The sequence below is a fragment of the Labrys sp. (in: a-proteobacteria) genome, assembly GCF_047605565.1.
In the GTDB taxonomy this organism is placed as follows: Bacteria; Pseudomonadota; Alphaproteobacteria; order Rhizobiales; family Labraceae; genus Labrys; species Labrys neptuniae.
Genome location: NZ_JASGFM010000054.1, coordinates 22,306 through 42,653, shown reverse-complemented (window position 1 = coordinate 42,653; position 20,348 = coordinate 22,306). Strand labels below are relative to the sequence as shown.

Annotated in this window: 11 protein-coding genes; 3 read left to right on the top strand and 8 right to left on the bottom strand. The window is 67.2% G+C overall.

Annotated elements, in window-relative coordinates; all coding sequences use genetic code 11:
* From QM672_RS29750 to QM672_RS29725, 6 genes are all read right to left on the bottom strand, one after another.
* Positions 1–820: NAD(P)(+) transhydrogenase (Re/Si-specific) subunit beta (locus QM672_RS29750; protein ID WP_415086926.1), on the bottom strand; the 820-nt coding region annotated here is incomplete at its 3' end.
* Positions 821–830: 10 nt separating this feature from the next.
* Complete coding sequence (locus QM672_RS29745) at positions 831–1,331, bottom strand: proton-translocating transhydrogenase family protein (protein ID WP_068299804.1); 501 nt, start codon at positions 1,329–1,331, stop codon at positions 831–833.
* Positions 1,332–1,487: 156 nt separating this feature from the next.
* Positions 1,488–2,630, bottom strand: coding sequence for a Re/Si-specific NAD(P)(+) transhydrogenase subunit alpha (locus QM672_RS29740; protein WP_415086930.1), 1,143 nt, complete (start codon positions 2,628–2,630; stop codon positions 1,488–1,490).
* 252 nt (positions 2,631–2,882) lie between these two features.
* On the bottom strand, positions 2,883–3,170 hold the full coding sequence (locus QM672_RS29735; protein ID WP_082980274.1) for an aa3-type cytochrome c oxidase subunit IV: 288 nt from the start codon (positions 3,168–3,170) through the stop codon (positions 2,883–2,885).
* A 99-nt stretch (positions 3,171–3,269) separates the two neighbouring features.
* Entirely contained in the window at positions 3,270–4,805 is a 1,536-nt protein-coding gene (locus tag QM672_RS29730; protein WP_415086924.1) for a trimethylamine methyltransferase family protein, read from the bottom strand.
* Between the two features lie 102 nt (positions 4,806–4,907).
* Entirely contained in the window at positions 4,908–5,495 is a 588-nt protein-coding gene (locus tag QM672_RS29725; protein ID WP_311937548.1) for a hypothetical protein, read from the bottom strand.
* A gap of 122 nt (positions 5,496–5,617) precedes the next feature.
* On the opposite strand from QM672_RS29725, the gene leuD reads away from it, so the two are divergent.
* From leuD to htpX, 3 genes are all read left to right on the top strand, one after another.
* Complete coding sequence (gene leuD, locus QM672_RS29720; RefSeq protein WP_311937551.1) at positions 5,618–6,223, top strand: 3-isopropylmalate dehydratase small subunit; 606 nt, start codon at positions 5,618–5,620, stop codon at positions 6,221–6,223.
* Positions 6,224–6,480: 257 nt separating this feature from the next.
* Entirely contained in the window at positions 6,481–7,191 is a 711-nt protein-coding gene (locus tag QM672_RS29715; RefSeq protein ID WP_068299798.1) for a L,D-transpeptidase, read from the top strand.
* Between the two features lie 216 nt (positions 7,192–7,407).
* Complete coding sequence (gene htpX / locus QM672_RS29710; RefSeq protein ID WP_415086928.1) at positions 7,408–8,352, top strand: zinc metalloprotease HtpX; 945 nt, start codon at positions 7,408–7,410, stop codon at positions 8,350–8,352.
* Positions 8,353–8,466: 114 nt separating this feature from the next.
* On the opposite strand, the gene QM672_RS29705 is transcribed toward htpX, so the two are convergent.
* Together QM672_RS29705 and QM672_RS29700 are read right to left on the bottom strand one after the other, a co-directional pair.
* Positions 8,467–9,018, bottom strand: coding sequence for an invasion associated locus B family protein (locus QM672_RS29705; protein ID WP_415086921.1), 552 nt, complete (start codon positions 9,016–9,018; stop codon positions 8,467–8,469).
* Between the two features lie 22 nt (positions 9,019–9,040).
* Positions 9,041–19,882, bottom strand: coding sequence for a hypothetical protein (locus QM672_RS29700; protein WP_415086919.1), 10,842 nt, complete (start codon positions 19,880–19,882; stop codon positions 9,041–9,043).
* Positions 19,883–20,348 lie beyond the last annotated feature (466 nt).

Here is a 20,348-nt window from a genome sequence, read left to right as displayed (position 1 = left end):
GGATCACCGAGATGAAGGAGCGGTTCATGCCCTTGCACATGATGTAGGACAGGATGGCGCCCGACGAGCCCACCAGCGCCCCGGTGATGATCAAGGCAAGGTTGCCCAGGGTGAAGCCGATGCCGGCCGCTGCCCAGCCCGAATAGGAGTTGAGCATCGAGACCACCACCGGCATGTCGGCCCCGCCGATCGGGATGATGATCAGCCCGCCCAGCACCAGCGAGGCGATGACGATCAGCCAGAACAGGGTGTGGCTGGCCGAGAGCACGAAGGCGATGATCAGGGCGACCAAGAGCGCGGCCAGGGCCGCATTGATGACATGGCGGCTCGGCAGCAGGATCGGTGCACCCGACATGTTGCCGTTGAGCTTGGCGAAGGCGATCACCGAGCCGGTGAAGGTGATGGCGCCGATGGCCACCCCCAGCGACATCTCCACCAGCGACTGCGCTTCGATCTCCCCGCCATGGGCGATGCCGAAGGCGGCGGGGGCATAGAGGGCGCCGGCGGCCACGAACACCGCGGCCAGGCCCACGCCCGAATGGAAGGCGGCCACCAATTGCGGCATCGCCGTCATCGCCACGCGCCTGGCCACCACGGCGCCGAGCCCGCCGCCGACGGCCAGGCCTGCGACCACCAGCAGCCAGCCCGACACGCCCGAGGGCGGGGACACTGCCAGCGTGGTCAGCACGGCAAGGCCCATGCCGATCATGCCGAAGCGGTTGCCCTGGCGCGAGGAGGTCGGCGAGGACAGCCCGCGCAGCGCCAGGATGAACAGCACGCCGGCGACGAGATAGAGGAACTGGGTGAGATTCACGGACATGGACGCTTCCTCACTGGCCGGCGCCGGCGGCCGAAGAGGCCCCGGTCTTCTTGGTCTTGTCGGCGGTCTTGTCCTTGGGCTTGTACATGGCCAGCATGCGCTCGGTGACCAGGAAGCCGCCGAAGATGTTGATGGAGGCCAGCACCAAAGCCAGGAAGCCGAAGCCGCGGGCCCACCAGGGCCCGCTCTCGTCCCCGGCCAAGGCGACGCCGACCGAGAGCAGGGCGCCCACCACGATCACCGAGGAGATGGCGTTGGTCACCGACATCAGCGGGGTATGCAGGGCCGGGGTGACCGACCACACCACGTAATAGCCCACGAAGATGGCGAGCACGAAGATGGCGAAGCGGAAGACGAAGGGATCGATCGCCCCGCCGGTGGCGGCATGGGCCACGCCCCCCAGCGTGGCGGCGAGCTGGTCGGCATAGTCCTGGGCGTGTCTGGCGGCCTCGCCGGCAGCCTGCGCCGCGGCCTGGGCCTTGTCGAGAAGCTCTTGGGGCGTGTCGGCCATGTCGGTCTCCCTCGATGGGATGGATCTGATTGGGGGGCGGGTCCCGCTCCATCCTCTCGATGGAGCTGAAGACCCGCCTTCTTCTGGAAGGCGTTCGGCTCCAGGCGGGTCCCGCTCCATCTCTCGATGGAGCTGAGAAGACCCGCCCCCCGATCGTCAGGCCGGCTGGGGCTGGAAGGAAGGATGCACCACCGCCCCGTCCTTGGTGAGCAGGGTGGCCTTGACCAGCTCGTCCTCCCAATTGGGCGCCAGCGTCTTTTCCTTCTTGTCGACCAGCGTCTCGACGAAGGCGAAGAGGTTGCGGGCATAGAGCGAGGAGGCGGAGGCGGCCAGGCGGCCGGGTACGTTGAGATGGCCGATGATCTTGACCCCGCCCGGCGTGACCACGACCTCGCCGGGGCGGGCGCCCTCGACATTGCCGCCGCGCTCGACGGCCAGGTCCACCAGCACGGAGCCGGGCTTGAGGCTGTCCACCATCGCGGCCGAGACCAGGCGCGGGGCGGGCCGGCCGGGGATCAGAGCGGTGGTGATGACGATGTCCTGCTTCTTGATGTGCTCGGCCACCAGGGCGGCCTGCTTGGCCTGGTACTCCGCCGACATCGGCTTGGCGTAGCCGGCCGCGGTCTCGGCCTGCTTGAATTCCTCGTCCTCGACGGCGACGAATTTGGCGCCGAGCGAGGCGACCTGTTCCTTGGCGGCCGGGCGCACGTCGGTGGCGGTGACCACCGCGCCCAGGCGCCGGGCCGTGGCGATGGCCTGCAGGCCGGCGACACCGGCGCCCATCACGAAGACCTTGGCGGCGGGCACGGTGCCGGCGGCCGTCATCATCATCGGAAAAGCCCGGCCGAACTCGGCACTGGCGTCGATCACCGCGCGGTAACCGGCAAGGTTGGCCTGGGAAGACAACACGTCCATCACCTGCGCCCGGGTGATGCGCGGCATCAGTTCCATGGCGAAGGCCGACACGCCCGCCTGCGCCAAAGCGGCGAGCGCCTCGTGCTGGCCATAGGGATCCATGATGGCGAGGACCAGGGCGCCCCTGGGATAGGCGCCGAGCTCGTCCGCCCGCGGGCGGCGTACCTTCAGGACAATGGCGGCCCCTTCCAGCGCTTCGGCATTGGAAGCCACCACGCTCGCTCCGGCCGCCGCATAGTCCTCGTCCGTGATCCCGGAGGCCAGGCCCGCACCGCTCGCGACCCGAACCGCCGCGCCAAGCGCAAGCAGCTTCCTGATCGTGTCGGGCGTCGCGCCAACGCGAGGTTCGCCGGATTCAACTTCTGCCGGGACAGCTATGCCGATCATGATCGCTCCTCGCACAGGGCTGCAGGGATATGCAGAGAGGTCGCTCCGGTCTACGCCGGGATCGTTCGCCGAGAGCATTTTCCAGAAAAGCCGATAGACTTCTCGTTCAAGAAAACGCGTAAAAACAAATAGCTAGGTAAAAAGTGCGATTCGGAGAAATCGCGTTTTGCTCCAGGGGACGCGGCAACAGGCTCCCGCCCTCATGGAGCGGTCGCAGGTCCGGCCATGTCCCCTGCGGCAGCCGCCGCTTCAGTGGGAGAGGAGCAGCAGGATCAGAAGTCCCAGGATCAGCACGAGGGCGCCGGGCTTCCAGCTCCAGCTCTTCACCGCCATGCCGAATACGGTGGCGATGGTCGACAGGATCGCGATGATCGAGCAGATGCCCCAGCGGCCGCTGGTGCCGCCGATGGCCAGCGCAACCACGATGCCCAGGGTCCAGGCCATTCCGATCGCGGAAAAACGCAGGAACCCCTCATAGGTGTTCTTGTGATCGGAAAAGTCGTGGGCGGTCATCGTGTCGTGATGTGCTTCGGCCATTTTCATCCCCAGATTTGGACAAAGGGGCTTTAACCCGAAGAGCCGGTTTATGCAATGCGGCGATTTGGTGGCATGGCCCGGTCGCAGGCAGTGCCTGCATCAATACCAGGCATCGGGCATGGCAGCCTTGCGTTCGGTGACGAAAGCTTCCAAAGCCTCGCGCTTATCCGTGTCGAGGGGCGGCGCCTCATAGGCCTCCAGCATCGCCTTCCACTTGCGGTTGGCGCGCTGGACGATGTCGTGGCTGCCCTCTTCGCTCCATTGCTCGAAGGAATTGTTGTCCGAGAGCGGGAAGTCGTAGAAGGCGGTTTCATAGTTGCGCATGGTATGGGCGCTGCCGAGGAAATGCTTGCCCGGCCCAACCTCGTGAAAGCCGTCGAGCGCGAAGGCGTTCTCGTCGACGGGCATGCCCCGCGCGAAGGTATGGAAGGCGCCGAGCTGGTCGGCATCGATCACGAATTTCTCGTAGGACATCGCCAGGGCGCCTTCGGCCCACCCAGCCGCATGCAGGATGAAATGGGCCCCGGCCAGGAAGGCCGGCCACATCGAATTGGCACTCTCATAGGCGGCCTGGGCGTCTGGGATCTTGGAAGCGCACAGATTGCCGCCGCAGCGCAGGGGCACGCCGAGCCGGCGCGCCAGCGCGCCGATGCCGAGATAGCCGAGCGCCGGTTCCGGCGTGCCGAAAGTGGGGGCACCGGATTTCAGCGACATCGAGGACAGGAAATTGCCGAGGATGGCCGGCGCGCCCGGCCGCTCGAGCTGGGTGAGGGCCACGCACATCATGGCTTCGGCGAAGCATTGCGCCAAGGCGCCCGCCGTGGTCACAGGCCCCATGGCACCTCCGAGGATGAAGGGCACGCAAACGGCTGCCTGGTTGGCCCTGGCATAGGTGCGGATGACGCGCGAGGCCTCCCCGTCCAGCACCAAAGGCGAATTGGTGTTGACGTTGCCGAGGATGACGCAGTTGGCGTCGACGAAATCAGCCCCGAACAGCACGCGGCACATCTCGATGGAATCGGCGGCCCGCGGCGCCGTCGTCACCGAGCCCATGAACGCCTTGTCCGACAGGGTCATATGGGCCAGCACCATGTCGAGATGCCGCTTGTTGACGGGCACGTCGACCGGCTCGCACACCGTGCCACCGGAATGATGCAGCCAGGGCGTCAGATAGGCGAGACGGACGAAATTGCCGAAATCCTCCAGCGTGCCATAGCGCCGGCCGCGTTCGGCATCGGAAACGAAAGGCGAGCCATAGGCCGGCGAGAACACCGTATTGGGCCCGCCGATCACCACCGAGCGCTCGGGATTGCGGGCGTGCTGGACGAAACTCGCCGGGCAACTCGCCTGGATGATCGAGCGGACCAGGCCGCGTGGCGGGCGGATGCGCCAGCCATCGGTCTCGGCGCCAGCCTTGCGGAAGAGGTCGACGGCTTCCTGGTCGCCGCGGATCTCGAAGCCGACTTCCTCGAGGATGCGGTCGGCATGCTCCTCGATGCGGATGAGAGCTTCCTCTGACAGAATCTCATAGGGTGGAATCCGGCGGGTGATGTAAGCGGGCGCCGCCGGCCCGCTGCGCGCCCCGCGCCGTCCCGAACGGGCTCGCCTCGTCTCGGTCCCTGCTTCCGCCCCCATCGCGCCACTCCTGAATTGGACAGGGCGATGCTAGCCGGACGAAAATGTCTCAAAGACTGAAACCAGACATTCCCTGTTCTACAGGCGACAGTTTCTGCCCGCTCAGTGCACCGGCGAGATGATGGTGACGGAATGATCGAGCGAAAGCCGCCGGATGGCGAGTTCGGCCGCCATGACATTGTCGAGCCCGGTCAAGGTCGTCTCGGCCTCATCACCCTTCGCCTCATGGCGGACTTCCAGCGTGCCGAAGCCGCGTTCGATGCCCTTGCGCTCAACGCCCAGAATGGCCCTGCCGGAAAGGGCCTCCTCGACGCCGTTGCGGATGGAGATCAGCACCAGGCGCCGGTCGGTGATCAGCACCACGCGGTCCTTAGCCCGCCGATAGGCCGCCCAGGGGGCGCAGACGAGGTAGAGACCGAACAGGAAGGCCGGCACGGCGAGCAGGCTGAACAAGGCCGGCAGAATCAAGGAGCCGCCATTGTGGACGGCCTGCCAGACGGCAGCGAGACAGGCCCAGGCGATCGGCAGGCTGAGCACGGCGAGCAGGACGCCGGCCCCGAGGGTCGGCAAGGCATTGCGCGCAGCCTCGCGCGGGTCGGGCGCGGTGACGTAGACAATCGGCTCGGCAGGCGCCAATGCCTTCACGGCCGCGCGTCGCGCCGCCTCGCTCAGCCTCAACAAGCCAGACATGGTTCTTTCCGGTCCAATTTACCTGCCACCCAATTTGCTTGTCGTCCAATTCGCTTGTCACTTGGGCCATCTGGCCATAAAAGACCGGGCAACAGGGCCCCATCTCACACGGTTTGAACACAATGGACAAGTTCACCACGCTCACCGGCGTCGCTGCGCCGCTGGAAATCATGAACGTAGACACGGACATGATCATCCCCAAGCAATATCTCAAGACCATCAAGCGCACGGGCCTCGGCGCGGGGCTGTTTTCCGAGATGCGCTTCAACGATGACGGCAGCGAGAATCCGGATTTCGTGCTGAACAAACCTGCCTATCGCCAGGCCAAGATTCTGGTTGCGGGCGACAATTTCGGCTGCGGCTCCTCGCGTGAGCATGCCCCTTGGGCCCTGCTCGATTTCGGCATCCGCTGCGTGATCTCCACCTCCTTCGCCGACATCTTCTACAACAACTGCTTCAACAACGGCATCCTGCCGATCGTCGTCTCCGAGTCCGATCTCGAAAAATTGTTCGACGATGCCCGGCGCGGCGCCAATGCCACGCTGACGGTGGATCTCGAAGCCCAGGAAATCCACGGCCCGGATGGCGGTAGCGTCAAGTTCGACATCGATCCGGCCCGCAAGAACAAGCTGCTCAAGGGCCTCGACGATATCGGCGTGACCATGGAGAAGACCCCCTCCATCTCTTCCTTCGAGCAGAAGACGGCCGCGGCACGGCCCTGGATCTGAGCCTGTCGCGTACGGCCGGGCAACCGACCGCGAGGATACTTCAAATGCGCGCTCTGCTCTATGGCGAGGCGCGCATGCAACTTCCTGTGGCATCACGAACTCTTGCCGATTACCGCTGATGACGTTGGGAAACCGCCTCTAGAGCCGGAATTCTGAACGTCCTTATTGTACCGGATAATGAAGAATTAACGATGATCAGCTTGTAGTATGCGCGCGATTCGCATGCTCATTCTGATTCCCGGTTTGGAAGGTCTGTGATGCCTCAACTGTCCCGCCGCCTCTTCGTGCTCGGCGCTCCCCTCCTTTTGGCCGGCTGCGCCTCGTCGAAGCGGCTCTCCGCGGACTCGATTTTCGACGGCTGGGGCGGCAGCGATTACGACTATGGCGAAATCTATGCGGGCTTCGACGACAACGGCAATCCGGTCCCGGCGATCGACCTGAGGCGGATCGATGGGGCCTTCCTGCGCCGCGAGGTCTCCGACCCGACCGGCGAGGCGCCCGGCACCATCGTGGTCGACCCGCCCAACCACTATCTCTATCACGTGCATGAAGGCGGCAACGCCACGCGTTACGGCGTCGGCGTCGGCCGCGAGGGCTTTGCCTGGAACGGCCGGGCCACGATCAAGCGCAAGGCGGTGTGGCCGCGCTGGACCCCGCCCTCCGACATGGTCAAGCGCGACAGCGAAGCGGCCAAATGGGCGGGCGGCATGCCCGGCGGCCCCGGCAACCCGCTGGGCGCCCGCGCCATGTATCTGTTCCAGGGCAACCGCGACACGCTCTACCGCCTGCACGGCACCATCGACCCCTCCTCGATCGGCAAGTCGATGTCGTCGGGCTGCATCCGCCTGCTCAACCAGGACATCATCCATCTCTACAACAACACGCCCGTCGGCACGCGCGTGGTGGTGCTGGGCAGTGGCGGTGACGGCGGTGACGGCAGCTACGACGACCAGGAAGCGGCGATGTGATAGCGGCGTCCGGCGAACGCCCGCAGGCCGCCCAGTATAGTGCGGAGTATAGCGATTGCGGGACGGCCTCGGCGCGCCCGCAACCGTGCCGTCCTCAGTCGATCCCCTGTTGATTGGCGCTGCAGCCTCCACGTGACGAAATTTTCATGCGCAACCCTCTTGCACATGAACCATCGCAGACCCGATTTTCAGGCCATGACGAACGGGTTCCTTCCGATGCATTACGCGCGCACTGCCCTGCTCCTTGCCGGCATGACGGCCCTGTTCATGGTGATCGGGCTGATGCTGGGCGGCAAGGGCGGCATGATGATCGCCCTCCTGGTGGCCATCGGCACCAATCTGTTCGCCTATTGGCGTTCGGGCGACATGGTGCTGTCGATGTACGGGGCCCGCGAGGTCAGCCCCGCCAGCGAGCCGGGGCTCTACAAGCTCACGGCCGGCCTTGCCCGCAATGCCGGCCTGCCGATGCCCAAGCTCTATCTCATCGACGATGCGCAGCCCAATGCCTTCGCCACCGGGCGCGATCCGGCCAATGCCGCCGTCGCCATCAATACCGGCCTGCTGCAATCGCTGTCGCGCGACGAGGTTGCGGGCGTGATCGCCCATGAGCTTGCCCATATCAAGCATCGCGACACGCTGTTGATGACCATCACGGCCACCCTGGCCGGCGCCATCTCGATGGTGGCCAATTTCGGCATGTTCTTCTCCGGCAATCGCGAGCGCAACTCGCTCGGCCCGATCGGCTCCATCCTGCTCGCCGTGCTGGCGCCGCTGGCCGCCATGGTGGTGCAGATGGCAATCTCGCGCTCGCGCGAATACGAGGCGGACCGTCTGGGCGCCGAGATCAGCGGCAACCCGCTGGCGCTCGCCTCGGGTCTGGCACGCATCCAGAACGCCGCCCATGCCATTCCCAACGAGCAGGCCGAGGCCCATCCCGCCACGGCGCATATGTTCATCATCAATCCGCTGTCAGGCCGGCCGATGGACAATCTGTTCTCGACCCATCCCGACACCCGGAACCGCATCGCGGCGTTGGAAGAGCAGGCCCGGCGCATGGGCGCGGGCCGGCAGCCGCCCCGCCAGGGTGGGTTCGTCGAGGGCGTCAACCTGGACGATCTCGGCCCACGCGGCCCGCAAAGCCCGAAGGGCCCCTGGGGCTGAGCCGGAGCGTTTGGATTTTGGCGGAATCGCCAGGGATCGCCGAGAATCGCAAAGACGCGTCGAACCAGAGAGTGCGAGCAAAGCGCGTTTCAGTCGAAACGCGCTTTGCTCTGTTCACTGGATCTTAGCGTAGCTCTCCGCAAAGCCGGCGAGCGGCAGCTGCACGCTGACATCGTTGCGCTGCAGGTTCTGGAATGTCGTCTTGAGCTGCTTGCCGGTCTTCATCCGGGCCAGCAGCCCGGCATCGAGCGGCGTGCCGACATAGCAGCCGGCGCCGTCGCAGGTCTGCAGGGGATAGCTCGCCACCTGGCCGTCATCGACCTGCAGCTTGAGGCCGGCCGGCAGATAGAGCCCGAGCGGCAAGCGCACCAGCACCACGGGGGCGCGAGTGTCGCTGGGAACGCGGACCGAGAAGCCGACCACGAGCTGGCCGGTATTGTTCATCACCGCGTTTTCCTCGACCACGCAGTCGAGTGGCCCCTGCCGGGCGTCCGCGGTGCAGCGCGTCACCCAACCGGGCGCCGCAGGAGCGGGGGCTGCGGCAGGCGCCGGGGCCGCCGCCTTGGGAGCCTCGGGGGCGGCAGGTTTCTTGGCCTGCGCCTGCGCACTGCCCACCAGCAGGCAGGCCAGGCCCGCCGCCACCGTCAATTCAACCACACGATGCATCGTCGCCTATCCGTCCTTCGATTTACCAGCTGTAGCGAAGCCCGCCCGACCCGGTGAGGTCGTGCGAGGATTTGGAGAAATTGCCGCTGAACTTGCCGTAAACCGACAGGCCCGAGGCCGAGACCAGGTTCACGCCCGCTTCCACCAGAGCCGAATCCCGCGGCGCCGAAGCGCCGTAGACCACGAAATTATAGCCGGGTGCCGCCGTGAAGCCGGCTTCGACCGAGCGCCGGTTCGCGAACTCGTGCACCCAGGAGGCGCGCAGGAAGGGTTCGAGATAGGTCGTCTCGCCGAAATAGAAGCGGGTATCGATCTGCGCCCCCAGGAAGGATGGGAACGAGTTGATGGTCCGCCCGGCATAATTGAGGGCAAGGCCGCCAGTGGTGCCCTGGGCATGCTCGGTCGAGCCGTCCAGGTGCAGCGAGGAGAATTGCAGTGCCGCGAAGGGCGTGACGTTCACCCCGGAGAAATTGGCCTTGTAGCCTCCCTCCAGGCGCCCGCTGATCGCACGGCCGTCGAAGCTGTTGCCGAGCGCGTCATAGGCACCCGCCACCGGATTGACCGGGGCATCCGTGCCCTGGATCATGGCGTAGCGCTGGGTGGTGGCGTGCATGACGTCGAAGCCGAGCAGGCCGTTGGCGTAGAAATTGCCGTATTTGGCCGCCCCGTACAACGCGATATGGCCGGCATCCACCTTGCCCGTGGTGGCCCGCTGCTCCACCCCGAAGGCGGAATGTCCGCCGCCCACCGACAGGCCGATCAGATAGTTCGGATCGAACTGGTAGTCGAGGCCGGCCGCGATGCCCTGGTTATGGGTCTTCAGATTGCCGGAACCGACGACGGTGTTGCCGTCGAAGGAGGAGCCGCCGCCATACCCGGTGATCCAGGCGCGCCACAGGCGGGTGTCGCAGAAGGATGCGCCCTTCACGGTTTTGCCGCCGACATCGGCGCTGCAGCCGCCGACGGTCTTGCCGGTGAGATCGACCGCGTTGCCGTTCCGCCAGAAGTCGGCCTGCTGCATCACCGAGCGCATGAAGGCACCGCTGTCGGAGAACAGCGTCTGCTGCACGCCGGCCGTGCCTTCGCCGTCGATGGAGTCATAGGTCTTCTGCAAGGCGGCCACGTCCGGCTGGAAGAAGATGGCTGCCGCCAGCGGCACGAATTTCGGCGAAGTCTGGTCGGTCTGGATCGCGTTGATCGCATTGCCGACGGCATGCCCGTTCTCAGTCAGGCCGTCGGCCGAGAAGTCGATCTTGGTGCGCAGGATCGCGTCGTAATCGGTGAAGATCAGGCTGTAATTCGCCACCGCCGTCGGAATGGCATCGATGGTCATGCCGCTGTCGGTGACACCCTTTTCGGTGTGGACGATGACATGGTCGCTGGTACCCGGCGTCGCCTTGCCGGGGTTGAGCAGGTTGATCGAGACCTTGCCGGCGAGATCGGCCGCGCCCGAGACGTTGAGAAGGTCGGTGAAGCCGGGATTGCTCAGATCCGGCAGGGCCGCCGCCAGCATTGCCACCGACGTTGTCGTGCTCCAATCGGCGTTCCGGTCGAGGTCAAAGTCCAGCATGTAGCTGCCATCGGCCTTCTGGCCGAAATAGCCGGTCTCGTTGGTGGTGAAGACCCGATTGACGCCGCCAATCGCCATGAAGCCGGCATTGGAGAACAGATGGGCCGCGGTGTCGCCGAGCTGGACGGTGTCGCCGGTGACGAACCAGGCGCCGTTCTGGTTGTCGAAGGTGTTGAGGCCTGTTCCGAGCTTGACCGAACCGGTGACGAGGTTGGTGTTGGTCACCGCCTCGTTACCGGCCGAGCCATAGACGGCGAGGCCATCGATCCAGCCGGTCCCGATCAGCTTCTTGTCTTCGTCAAGGGCGAGGCCGACGGTCTTGCCGTAATCGGTAATCAGGCCTGCATTGGCGAGCGTGTTGGCCGCACCATCGAGGAAGCCGACGCCGGCGCCCATGCCGGTGCCGCCGACGATGCTGCTGTCGGCGTTGACGGTGATGGCGATATTGCCATTGGTCTTGCCGGCGCTCTGGGCCAGGATGGCGAAGGAGCCGGAGCCAGCCGTAAGGATATCGCCAGTCTGGTTGATGGTGACGTCGCCCGCCTTGCCGTCGCCGCCGGCGGAGCCTGCAAAGCCGATGCCGACGCTCTTGCCGTCGAGCAGGTTGGTGACCACGCCCTGCGCGGTTTCCGGCAAGGCATCGATGAAGGGCTTGGGCACGGTGAGGCCGCCCAGCGAATTGACCACGCCGCCGCCGCCGCCGATCGACTGGGCAAAGATGCCATGCGCATTGGTGCCATCGGTCGCAATCAGTTCGGCGGTGTTGATGACGCTGACCGCGCCGCCATTGCCGCCACCGCCTGCATCGGCGCCCCAGGCGCCGAGCCCGGTGGCCGCTGCCGCATAGCCGCCGCCACCGCCGACCGACTGGGCAAAGATAGCCGTGGAATTTTGGCCGAAGGTCAGCAGTGAACCGGCATTGGTGACCTTGACCATGCCGCCGTCGCTGCCTGCGGCCGCTCCACGCTCGAAGGAGACGAGGCCGTAGGTTTCGCCGGACGAACCGCCGCCACCGCCGACCGACTGGGCCATGATGGCATTGGACTGGTCACCGGTGGTGATGATGCTGATCTTGATCGGATCATCGTTGCTATCCCCAGGCGTCAGGTCAACGTCCTGGCCGCCCGCGGCATTGCTGATGGTCACGTCGCCGCCCTTGCCGCCGGCGCCGGACTTGCCGCCGATCGCCACCGCGCCGAGGCCGCCGCCGCCGATACCGCCGCCACCGCCGACCGACTGCGCGAACAGGCCGTTGGAGAAATCTCCCTCGGTCTGCACGAAGCCGCTATTGGCGATGCCGACGCTGCCACCATCGCCCGAGGCACCGCCGCTGCCGCCGACCTGCACGAGATTGACGCTGCCGACCAGGCTGCCGATGCTCTGCTTGTCATAGAGGAAGCCGCCGCCGGTGCCGCCGCCGGTGCCGCCGCCGCCACCGATCGACTGAGCGGTGACGCCATTGGACTCGCGGCCCTCCGTGAAGATATCGCCGGCATTGGCGACAGCGACCGTACCGCCATTGCCTGCAGCGCCGCCGGCGCCGCCGATGGCGAGGGCGCTGAGCGAACCGCCGCCGCCAGTGCCGCCACCGCCGCCGACCGACTGGGCGGTGATGCCGTTCGAGAACAGGCCCTTGGTGCCGAGATAGGCAAAATTGGTGACCGTGACAGCGCCGCCATTGCCGGCCGCCCCGCCATCGCCGCCGATATCGATCAGGCCGGAGCCTGCTCCGCCCTGGCCGCCGCCGCCGCCGATCGACTGGGCGAGGATCGCGCCGGAGGAGATGGTGCCGTTGGCCTGGATGGCGCCAATCTCGACATCGCCCGACTTGCCGTTGGTCACGGTTACAGTCCCGCCATCGCCGGCCGAGCCGCTGTCGACGCCGAGGAGATCGGCGAGCGCACCGCCACCGAGGCCGATGGTGCCGGTCAGGCCCGCAACGGCATTGCCGCTATTGCCGCCGCCGCCACCGACCGACTGGGCGAAGATGCCCCAGGAATAGATGCCTTCGGTCTGTATCTGACCCTGGTTGTCGATCGTAACCGTGTTGCCGTTGCCGGCCGAGCCACCATAGCCTCCGACGGCGACCACATAGTTCTTGGCGATACCAACGGCGCCGAACGGCATGGCCGCCAGCGTGGCGTAGCTATAGGGGCTGGGCACCACGTCCTGCAGGCCGATGATGCCGCTGCCGCCCTGGCCGCCGCCGCCGCCGATCGATTGGGCGAAGATGCCGCTGGAGGCATCGCCCTTGGTGACGATCACGCCGTCATTGCCGACGGTGACGGTGCCGGCATCGTTGCCGGTGCCACCAAAGCCACCCACCGTCGCCTGGAAGGAGAAATTGTTCTTGGTCTCTTCCGGTGCGGTGCAGACCACCGGCAGGGTGCAGGCCTTGGTCAGCACCAGCGAGAGGGAGTTGGCCTGGCCGCCATTGCCACCGCCCCCGCCGATCGACTGGGCCTGGATGCCATGCGAGCCGCTGCCATCCGTCTGGATCGAACCCGACTGGTCGACGGTGACATTGCCGGCCGTGTTGCCGTCGCCGCCAAGGCCGCCCACCGCGAAGCTGACATTGATCGTGCGACCCTGGCTGGCACCGCCGACGCCGAGCACGCCCGACAGGCTCGAGCCGCCATTGCCGCCACCACCGCCGATCGACTGGGCGAGGATGCCCTGCGCCGCATCGCCCTGCGTCTGCAGATTGCCGTTGCTGGTGACCTTGACGTCGCCGCCAGTGCCGCCACTGCCGCCCTTGCCGCCAACGGCCGCCCCGAAGTTCAGATTGGTGTTTTCACCACCGACGCCGAACACGGCCGAGCCCGCGAGCCCGCCATTGCCGCCGCCACCGCCGATCGACTGGGCGAGGATCGCCTGCGAGCCGATGCCCGTGGTGCCGATGTCGCCGGTATTGCCGATGGTGACGAGGCCGGCGCCGGTGCCGGCACCGCCGAAGCCGCCGAGCGAAGCGCTGATGTTCTTGGAACTGGTGCCGCCAAAGGCACCGGTGATCGACAGGCCGCCATTGCCACCGCCACCACCGATCGATTGGCCGGCCAAGCCGACCGAATAGTCGCCCGCGGTGAGGATGGTGCCGTTGCGCGTGACGCTGACATTGCCGCCGGTCCCGCCTGCCCCTCCGAAGCCGCCCATGCTCAGCGAGACGTCGACGGCATTCTGGCTGACGCCGACCGCGCCGGCAAAACTCATGCCGCCATTGCCGCCGCCACCGCCGATCGACTGGGCCAGCACGCCATCGGCATGGTCACCCCATGTGGTGATGAGCCCCGTCGAATCGACCGTCACGGCACCACCATTGCCCGCAGCGCCACCGAAGCCGCCGAGGGAGAGGGAGACACCGGCTTGCGTCGATCCGGACGCCCCACCGGTGATCGTCGCGGCGCCGCTGAAGCCGCCATCGCCGCCGCCACCACCGATCGACTGCGCCAGGATGCCGTTGGATCCTTTGCCTGTGATCTGGGTTTCGTCTCCAATCTGGGTTTTGCTTCCCGTCAGGATATTGTCGACGCTGGTCACCTTGACCGCGCCGGCATCGTTGCCGGTTCCTCCAAAGCCACCGACGGAAATGCCGAAACCGGCAGTTGCTCCCTCGCTGAAGGTGAGCGACAGCGCCCCTGAGAACCCGCCACTGCCACCACCGCCGCCGATCGACTGCGCATAGATGCCGTTGGAACCATCCCCCGCGGTTTGAATGGTGGCGCTGTTGTCGGTCGGCAGGACCTTGCCGACGTTCGACTTGATGGTGACGTCGCCGCCGGTGCTGCCCGAACCGCCGCCGCCGCCGACACTGACGGAGGCGCTGCCGCCCGTGCCGGTGCTGACATTCAGATTGCCGGCGACCGAAAAGCCGCCATTGCCGCCACCGCCGCCGATCGACTGGGCCGCAAGGCCGTGGGAGAGAGCCCCCTTGGTGTAGATCAGACCGGTGCTGTCGACCTCGGCCGACCCGGCCTTGGCGCCGTCGCCACCGAAGCCACCGACGGAAACCGCCAGGCTGACATTCTGCTCCCCGACACCGACGGCGCCCGCCACGCTGGCGCCGCCATTGCCGCCATTGCCGCCGATCGACTGGGCCAGGATTGCCGTCGAGCCGGCGCCGAAGGTTGCGACATTACCGATATTGCTGGCCTTGACGTTGCCGGCCGTGGCACCGCCGCCACCTTCGCCGCCCACCGAAACGCCAAGAGCGACGCCCTCGCCGATGGTCGCGCTGAGGCTGCCGGCAAAACCGCCATTGCCGCCGCCGCCGCCGATCGATTGCGCCAGCAGGCCAAGCGACAGATCACCCTTGGTCTGGAGATTGCCGGTATGGCTGACATCCACGTTGCCGGCCTTGCCGCCATCGCCGCCGAAGCCGCCGACGCTGGCATTCAGGCTGCCGCCCTGCCCGATCTGCAAAGTACCAGCCACCGAGAAGCCGCCATTGCCACCGCTGCCGCCGATCGACTGGCCGACGACGCCACTGGACAGGGTGCCGTCGGTCGAGACATCGCCGTTGACGGTGACCTCGACCGCATCGGCCTTGGCGCCGTCGCCGCCCGAACCGCCGACGCTGGCCCCCAGAGCGACGCCATTGCCGATATTGGCCGAAAGCGTGGCGGCAAAGCCGCCATTGCCGCCGCCGCCACCGATCGACTGGGCCAGCACGCCGGTCGACTGGTCGCCCTCGGTCGCGACCGCACCTGTCTGCGAGACCGTGACCTTGCCGGCCGTACCGCCATTGCCGCCTGCGCCGCCGACCGCGACCGCGATGCTCGCGCCACCCTCGGGCGACACCGTGATGGCGCCCGCGGCGGCAAAGCCGCCATTGCCGCCGCCGCCGCCCAGGGACTGGGCGAGAATGCCGGTGGACGAAGTGCCGAAGGTCGCCACGGCCCCCTTGTTGGTGACGCCGACATTGCCGGCCGTGGCACCATCGCCGGCCGAACCACCGACCGCGACGGCCGCGCTGCCGCCGCCTTCGGGCGCGAGAGCGATGCTGCCGGACACGGCGAAGCCGCCATTGCCGCCACCGCCGCCGATCGACTGGGCCGCGATGCCGGCGGAGAAATTACCGAATGTGACGATGTCGCCATTGCTGCCGACGGTAACGGCGCTGGCGGTATTGCCCGAGCCGCCCTTGCCGCCGACGGCCGCCGAGAGGGAAACCACGCCCGAACCGGACGCGCCAATGCCGAAGCCGCCATTGCCGCCGCCACCGCCGATCGACTGGGCGGTGATACCGGCCGAGAGGTCGCCGAGCGTGGTGATGTTGCTGGCCTGCTGCGTGCCGTTCTGGACGTTCACCGTGCCGGCCGAACCGCCATCACCGCCGCTGCCACCGAGCGAAAGCGACAGGGCGCCGACGCCACCGAGAGCCAGGGAGCCACTGAAGCCGCCATTGCCGCCGCCACCGCCGATCGACTGGGCCAGGATGCCGCCGCCATTGGCGGTGGTGGCCTTGTAGTTGCCGTCGGCGACACTGCCCGTGCCCGCACCGTTGAGGATATCGCCATTGCTGGTGACGCTGACCGCCGACGCGGTACCGCCGCTGCCGCCGCTGCGGCCGACCGCGACCGACAGGCCGGCCGATCCGCCGAGACTCGCAGCGATGCTGGAACCACCATTGCCGCCGCCGCCGCCGATCGACTGGGCCAGCACACCGGCCGCATTGGTACCGGTGACCTGGACGGCCCCCTGATTGGTCAGGTCGACGCCGCCGCCATTGCCGCCATCACCGCCGGTGCCGCCCATGGCGACACCGATCGAAATGCTGGAGGAGAGCGAAGCCGACCCCGAGAAACCGCCATTGCCGCCGCCACCGCCGATCGACTGGGCGACGAGGCCGTTGGAGGCCTCGCCCTTGGTGAGGATCGGGCCGGTGCTCTTCACCGTCACGAGGGCGGCATCGGCCCCCGCGCCGCCACTGCCGCCGACGGCGACGGATGCCGCCCCGACGCCGCCGACATTGAAGGAACCGGAGAGGCCGAAGCCGCCATTGCCGCCGCCGCCGCCGATCGACTGCGCCAGCACGGCGTCGGAGCGGTCGCCCTCGGTCTGGATCGCGCCATTGCTGGTGACGGACACCGTACCGGCATTGTTGCCCGCGCCGCCCTTGCCGCCCAGTGATATCGCCGCCGAACCGGAAACGCCGACCAGGGGAGCACTGCCGCTCAAGGTGGCCGCAAAGCCGCCATTGCCGCCGCCGCCACCGATCGACTGGGCCAGCACGCCGGCCGAATTGTCGCCCTTGGTCAGGATGTTGTGGCTCTGGTCGACCAGGACGCCCGCGCCGCTGCCGCCGCTGCCGCCGCCGCCGCCGAGAGAGATCCCCGCAGAAACGCCGCCCGAAAGCGCGAGCGCGCCGGCAAAGCCGCCATTGCCGCCGCCACCGCCGATCGACTGGGCCAGGATGCCGGCTGAATTGTTTCCGTCGGTCTCGAGCGTAGCCGCGTTGCCCGTGGCGCCTGCCGGCTTGTAGGCCTTGACCGTTACGGCGCCGCCATTGCCGCCGCCACCGGCCGTGCCGCCAAGGCCGACATTGACGTTGCCGGCCACAGAGAGCTGGCCAGCCACGGTGGAGCCGCCATTGCCGCCGCCGCCGCCGACGGATTGCGCCAGGATGGCGGCCGAATTGTCTTCCTTGGTCAGGAGGTTGCCGGTCGAGGTCACCGATACGATATCGCCATGCCCCGCCTGCGCGCCGCTGCCGCCAAGCGTGACTGAAGCACCGACGCCGCTGATCCCCGCACCGACGGCGAGGCCGCCATTGCCGCCACCGCCGCCGATCGACTGGGCCAGGATGGCGGAAGAGTTCTTGCCGCCGGTTGCGATGTCACCATTGCTGTCGACGGTGACGCTCTTGCCCGAGCCGCCCTTCTCGCCAGTACCGCCGAGGCCGACATTGGCGCTGGCCAGGCCAAGGCCGGCGGCAACCGACACGCCGCCATTGCCGCCGCCGCCGCCCACCGACTGGGCCAGGATGCCGCTGGCATTATCGCCCGCCGTGGTTATCACCGAGAGATTGGAGACATTGACCGTGCCGGCATCGCCGCCCTTGCCGCCACCGCCGCCGAGGGCGATCGAAGCCTGGACCAGCCCTGCCGAGCCGGCCACCGCCAGGCCGCCATTGCCGCCGCCACCGCCGACCGACTGGGCGAAGATGCCCGTCGAGCCACTGCCATGCGTCTCGATGCTGCCCTTGGTGTCGACCTGGACATTGCCGGCGCCACCGCCGTCGCCGCCACTGCCGCCCAGCGCGATGCTGGCGCTGATCGGACCGCCATTGGCGCTGATGCCGAAGCCGCCATTGCCGCCGCCGCCGCCTACCGACTGGGCGAAGATGCCAGCCGAGCGGTCGCCCCAGGTGATGATCGAGGCGCTGCTGGCCTGGGCGGGATCGACATCGTCACGCAGGACGCTGACATTCGCACCCGTGCCGCCCACGCCGCCCTTGCCGCCCAGGGCCACCGTAATGCCGGTACCGACGGCTAGCGCGTTGCCGCCATTGCCGCCGCCGCCACCCACCGACTGCGCAAAGATGGCCGCCGAGTCCGTCACGGCACTCGAATCGGCCTTGGCATTGATGCCGGTTTCGATGGATCCGGCGCTGGTAACCGTGACGGCACCGCCATTGCCGCCCGAACCGCCCTGGCCGCCCACGGTGAAGAGACCGCCCGAGGAGCCGCCATTGCCGCCGCCGCCGCCAACCGATTGCGCGAAGATGCCCTGCGAAAAGGACTGATAGGTGGTGATCGAACCGCCGGCCGCGTTGGTGACGTCGACCGTTCCGGCATTGCTGGTGGTCGAGCCCTTGCCGCCGATCGCCACGAGCCCGCCGGAGGAGCCACCGTCGCCGCCGCCGCCGCCGATCGACTGGGCGAAGACGCCGGTCGAATTGAAGCCCTTGGTGGTGATGCTGCCGCCATTGACCGCGGTGACGTTGCCGCCGGCGCCGCCGGCCGCGCCATCCGCCCCGAGCACGACGAGGCCGCCGCCGCCGGAACCCGAACCACCGCCGCCACCGATCGACTGGGCCAGGATGCCGAAAGAGTGGGTGCCGTTGGTGGTGACATCGCCGAAATTGCGGGCATCGACGGTGCCGGCATCGCCGCCCGTGCCACCCTGGCCGCCAATCGCGCCGAGACCGCCGGCACTGCCGCTGCTGCCGCCGCTACCGCCGATGGATTGCGCCAGCAAGCCATGCGAATTGGCACCATGGGTGGCGATGGTCAGGCCTTCCAGCGCCGTGACAGAGGCCGAGCCGCCGCGGCCGGCGCCCGATGCGTCGCCGCTGGAGGCGACGATGCCGCCGGCGCTGCCGCCGGCCCCGCCCTTGCCGCCCTGGCTGATGGCCGCCAGGCCACCGGAATTGTCGCCATAGGTGGTGATCGTGCCTTCACCCGCCGTCACGCTCGCCGCGCCGGCAGCGCCGCCCTTGCCGCCCTCGCCGCCGCTGCCGACCACCGTATAGGAACCGCCGCCATGGCCGCCGCTGCCGCCGATCGACTGCGCCACCACGCCATAGCCATTGGTGACGGTGATATCGCCCTTGCTGGTCACGGTGGCGCTGCCGCCAGCACCGCCATTGCCGCCGCGCGCGCCGCCGCCGCCAAGATAATAGTCACCGCCATCGCCGCCATCGCCGCCCCGGCTGATGGCGATGACCCCGGGCTGTCCCGTGGTCGTCAGCGTCTGGCCGGTGCCGGCATAGTTGAGGTTGAGGCCGCCGCCCGTGAGGCTGCCGCCGGCGGCGCCCGGCTTGATGGTCATCGTGCCGGCGTCGCCATTGGTGCCAAGCGAGATGGTGATGGAGCCATCGGCCTCGTTGGGCGTGACGGTGGCGGGAATATCGACGCTGGTCGTATCGTAGCCGCCGCCACTTTTGGGGGTCTGGGTCTGCTTCGTATAAAGCGTGCTCGATCCCGCCTTCGGCGTCAGCGTGATGATGGAACCATCGCTGTAGTTGATGACGGCGACGCCCGTGGTCTGGTTGAAACTCTGGCCCGTGACGGTGGGCGCACTGCCGCCGCCCGAACCGCCGCCGCCACCCGACGCCGGCGGCACGAACAGGGCACCGTCATGGCCGTTGCCGCCATCCCCGCCATTCTGCCGCAGCAGGACCTGCCCGTTCACGGGGCCGCTCAGGCTGTTGACGTTCAGCGTGGTCGGGCCGGCATCGAGCTGCACGCCGGTGGGCAGGTTGCCCGTACAGGTCTGGATCGACCCGCTCGTCGAGCAATCGGCAAGGGCCGGGCCCGCCATGCCGATCGACAGCAAGGAGGCACCGAGCAAGCTGCCTCTGAGATTGGCTTTCAATCGCGATAACGACGTCTGGCGGGAAGCAAGGTGCAGCTCGGCAACGCAACTCAGGTCACGACGATGGCACGTCATCTGGAATCCCCACCCGCTCAGACATCGGCGGGGGCTCCACGGCATGCTGATACCGCCTGGCTTCGACACAGGCGTCGATACCGGCTGATGGTTCCAACAAGTTGAGATAACTGATCCCGCCGCGGGGATACTGCCTCCACACTCCGCCGGACCCGGCACGTCTTACCCCCCGGTAAGGCCGAATCGGCGCAGGCATGGATTTGTGGTCCCCGCGGACAAAAACTACCGCAACAAACCTTACCGTTCTATACGGCGTCCGTCGTATTTTTTGATTTTTACTTTACATATCACGATCAAGTCACGAGTATATAAATTTAGATTTCATATTGTATAGATATATACTTACCAAACTGAATGATCTTTATAA

Excerpts from the sequence above, each read along its gene's own strand:
- QM672_RS29745 (WP_068299804.1), bottom strand. The coding sequence starts at position 1,331 with ATGGCCGACACGCCCCAAGAGCTTCTCGACAAGGCCCAGGCCGCGGCG.
- QM672_RS29735 (WP_082980274.1), bottom strand. The coding sequence starts at position 3,170 with ATGGCCGAAGCACATCACGACACGATGACCGCCCACGACTTTTCCGAT.
- QM672_RS29730 (WP_415086924.1), bottom strand. The coding sequence starts at position 4,805 with ATGGGGGCGGAAGCAGGGACCGAGACGAGGCGAGCCCGTTCGGGACGG.
- QM672_RS29725 (WP_311937548.1), bottom strand. The coding sequence starts at position 5,495 with ATGTCTGGCTTGTTGAGGCTGAGCGAGGCGGCGCGACGCGCGGCCGTG.
- leuD (WP_311937551.1), top strand. The coding sequence starts at position 5,618 with ATGGACAAGTTCACCACGCTCACCGGCGTCGCTGCGCCGCTGGAAATC.
- QM672_RS29715 (WP_068299798.1), top strand. The coding sequence starts at position 6,481 with ATGCCTCAACTGTCCCGCCGCCTCTTCGTGCTCGGCGCTCCCCTCCTT.
- htpX (WP_415086928.1), top strand. The coding sequence starts at position 7,408 with ATGCATTACGCGCGCACTGCCCTGCTCCTTGCCGGCATGACGGCCCTG.
- QM672_RS29705 (WP_415086921.1), bottom strand. The coding sequence starts at position 9,018 with ATGCATCGTGTGGTTGAATTGACGGTGGCGGCGGGCCTGGCCTGCCTG.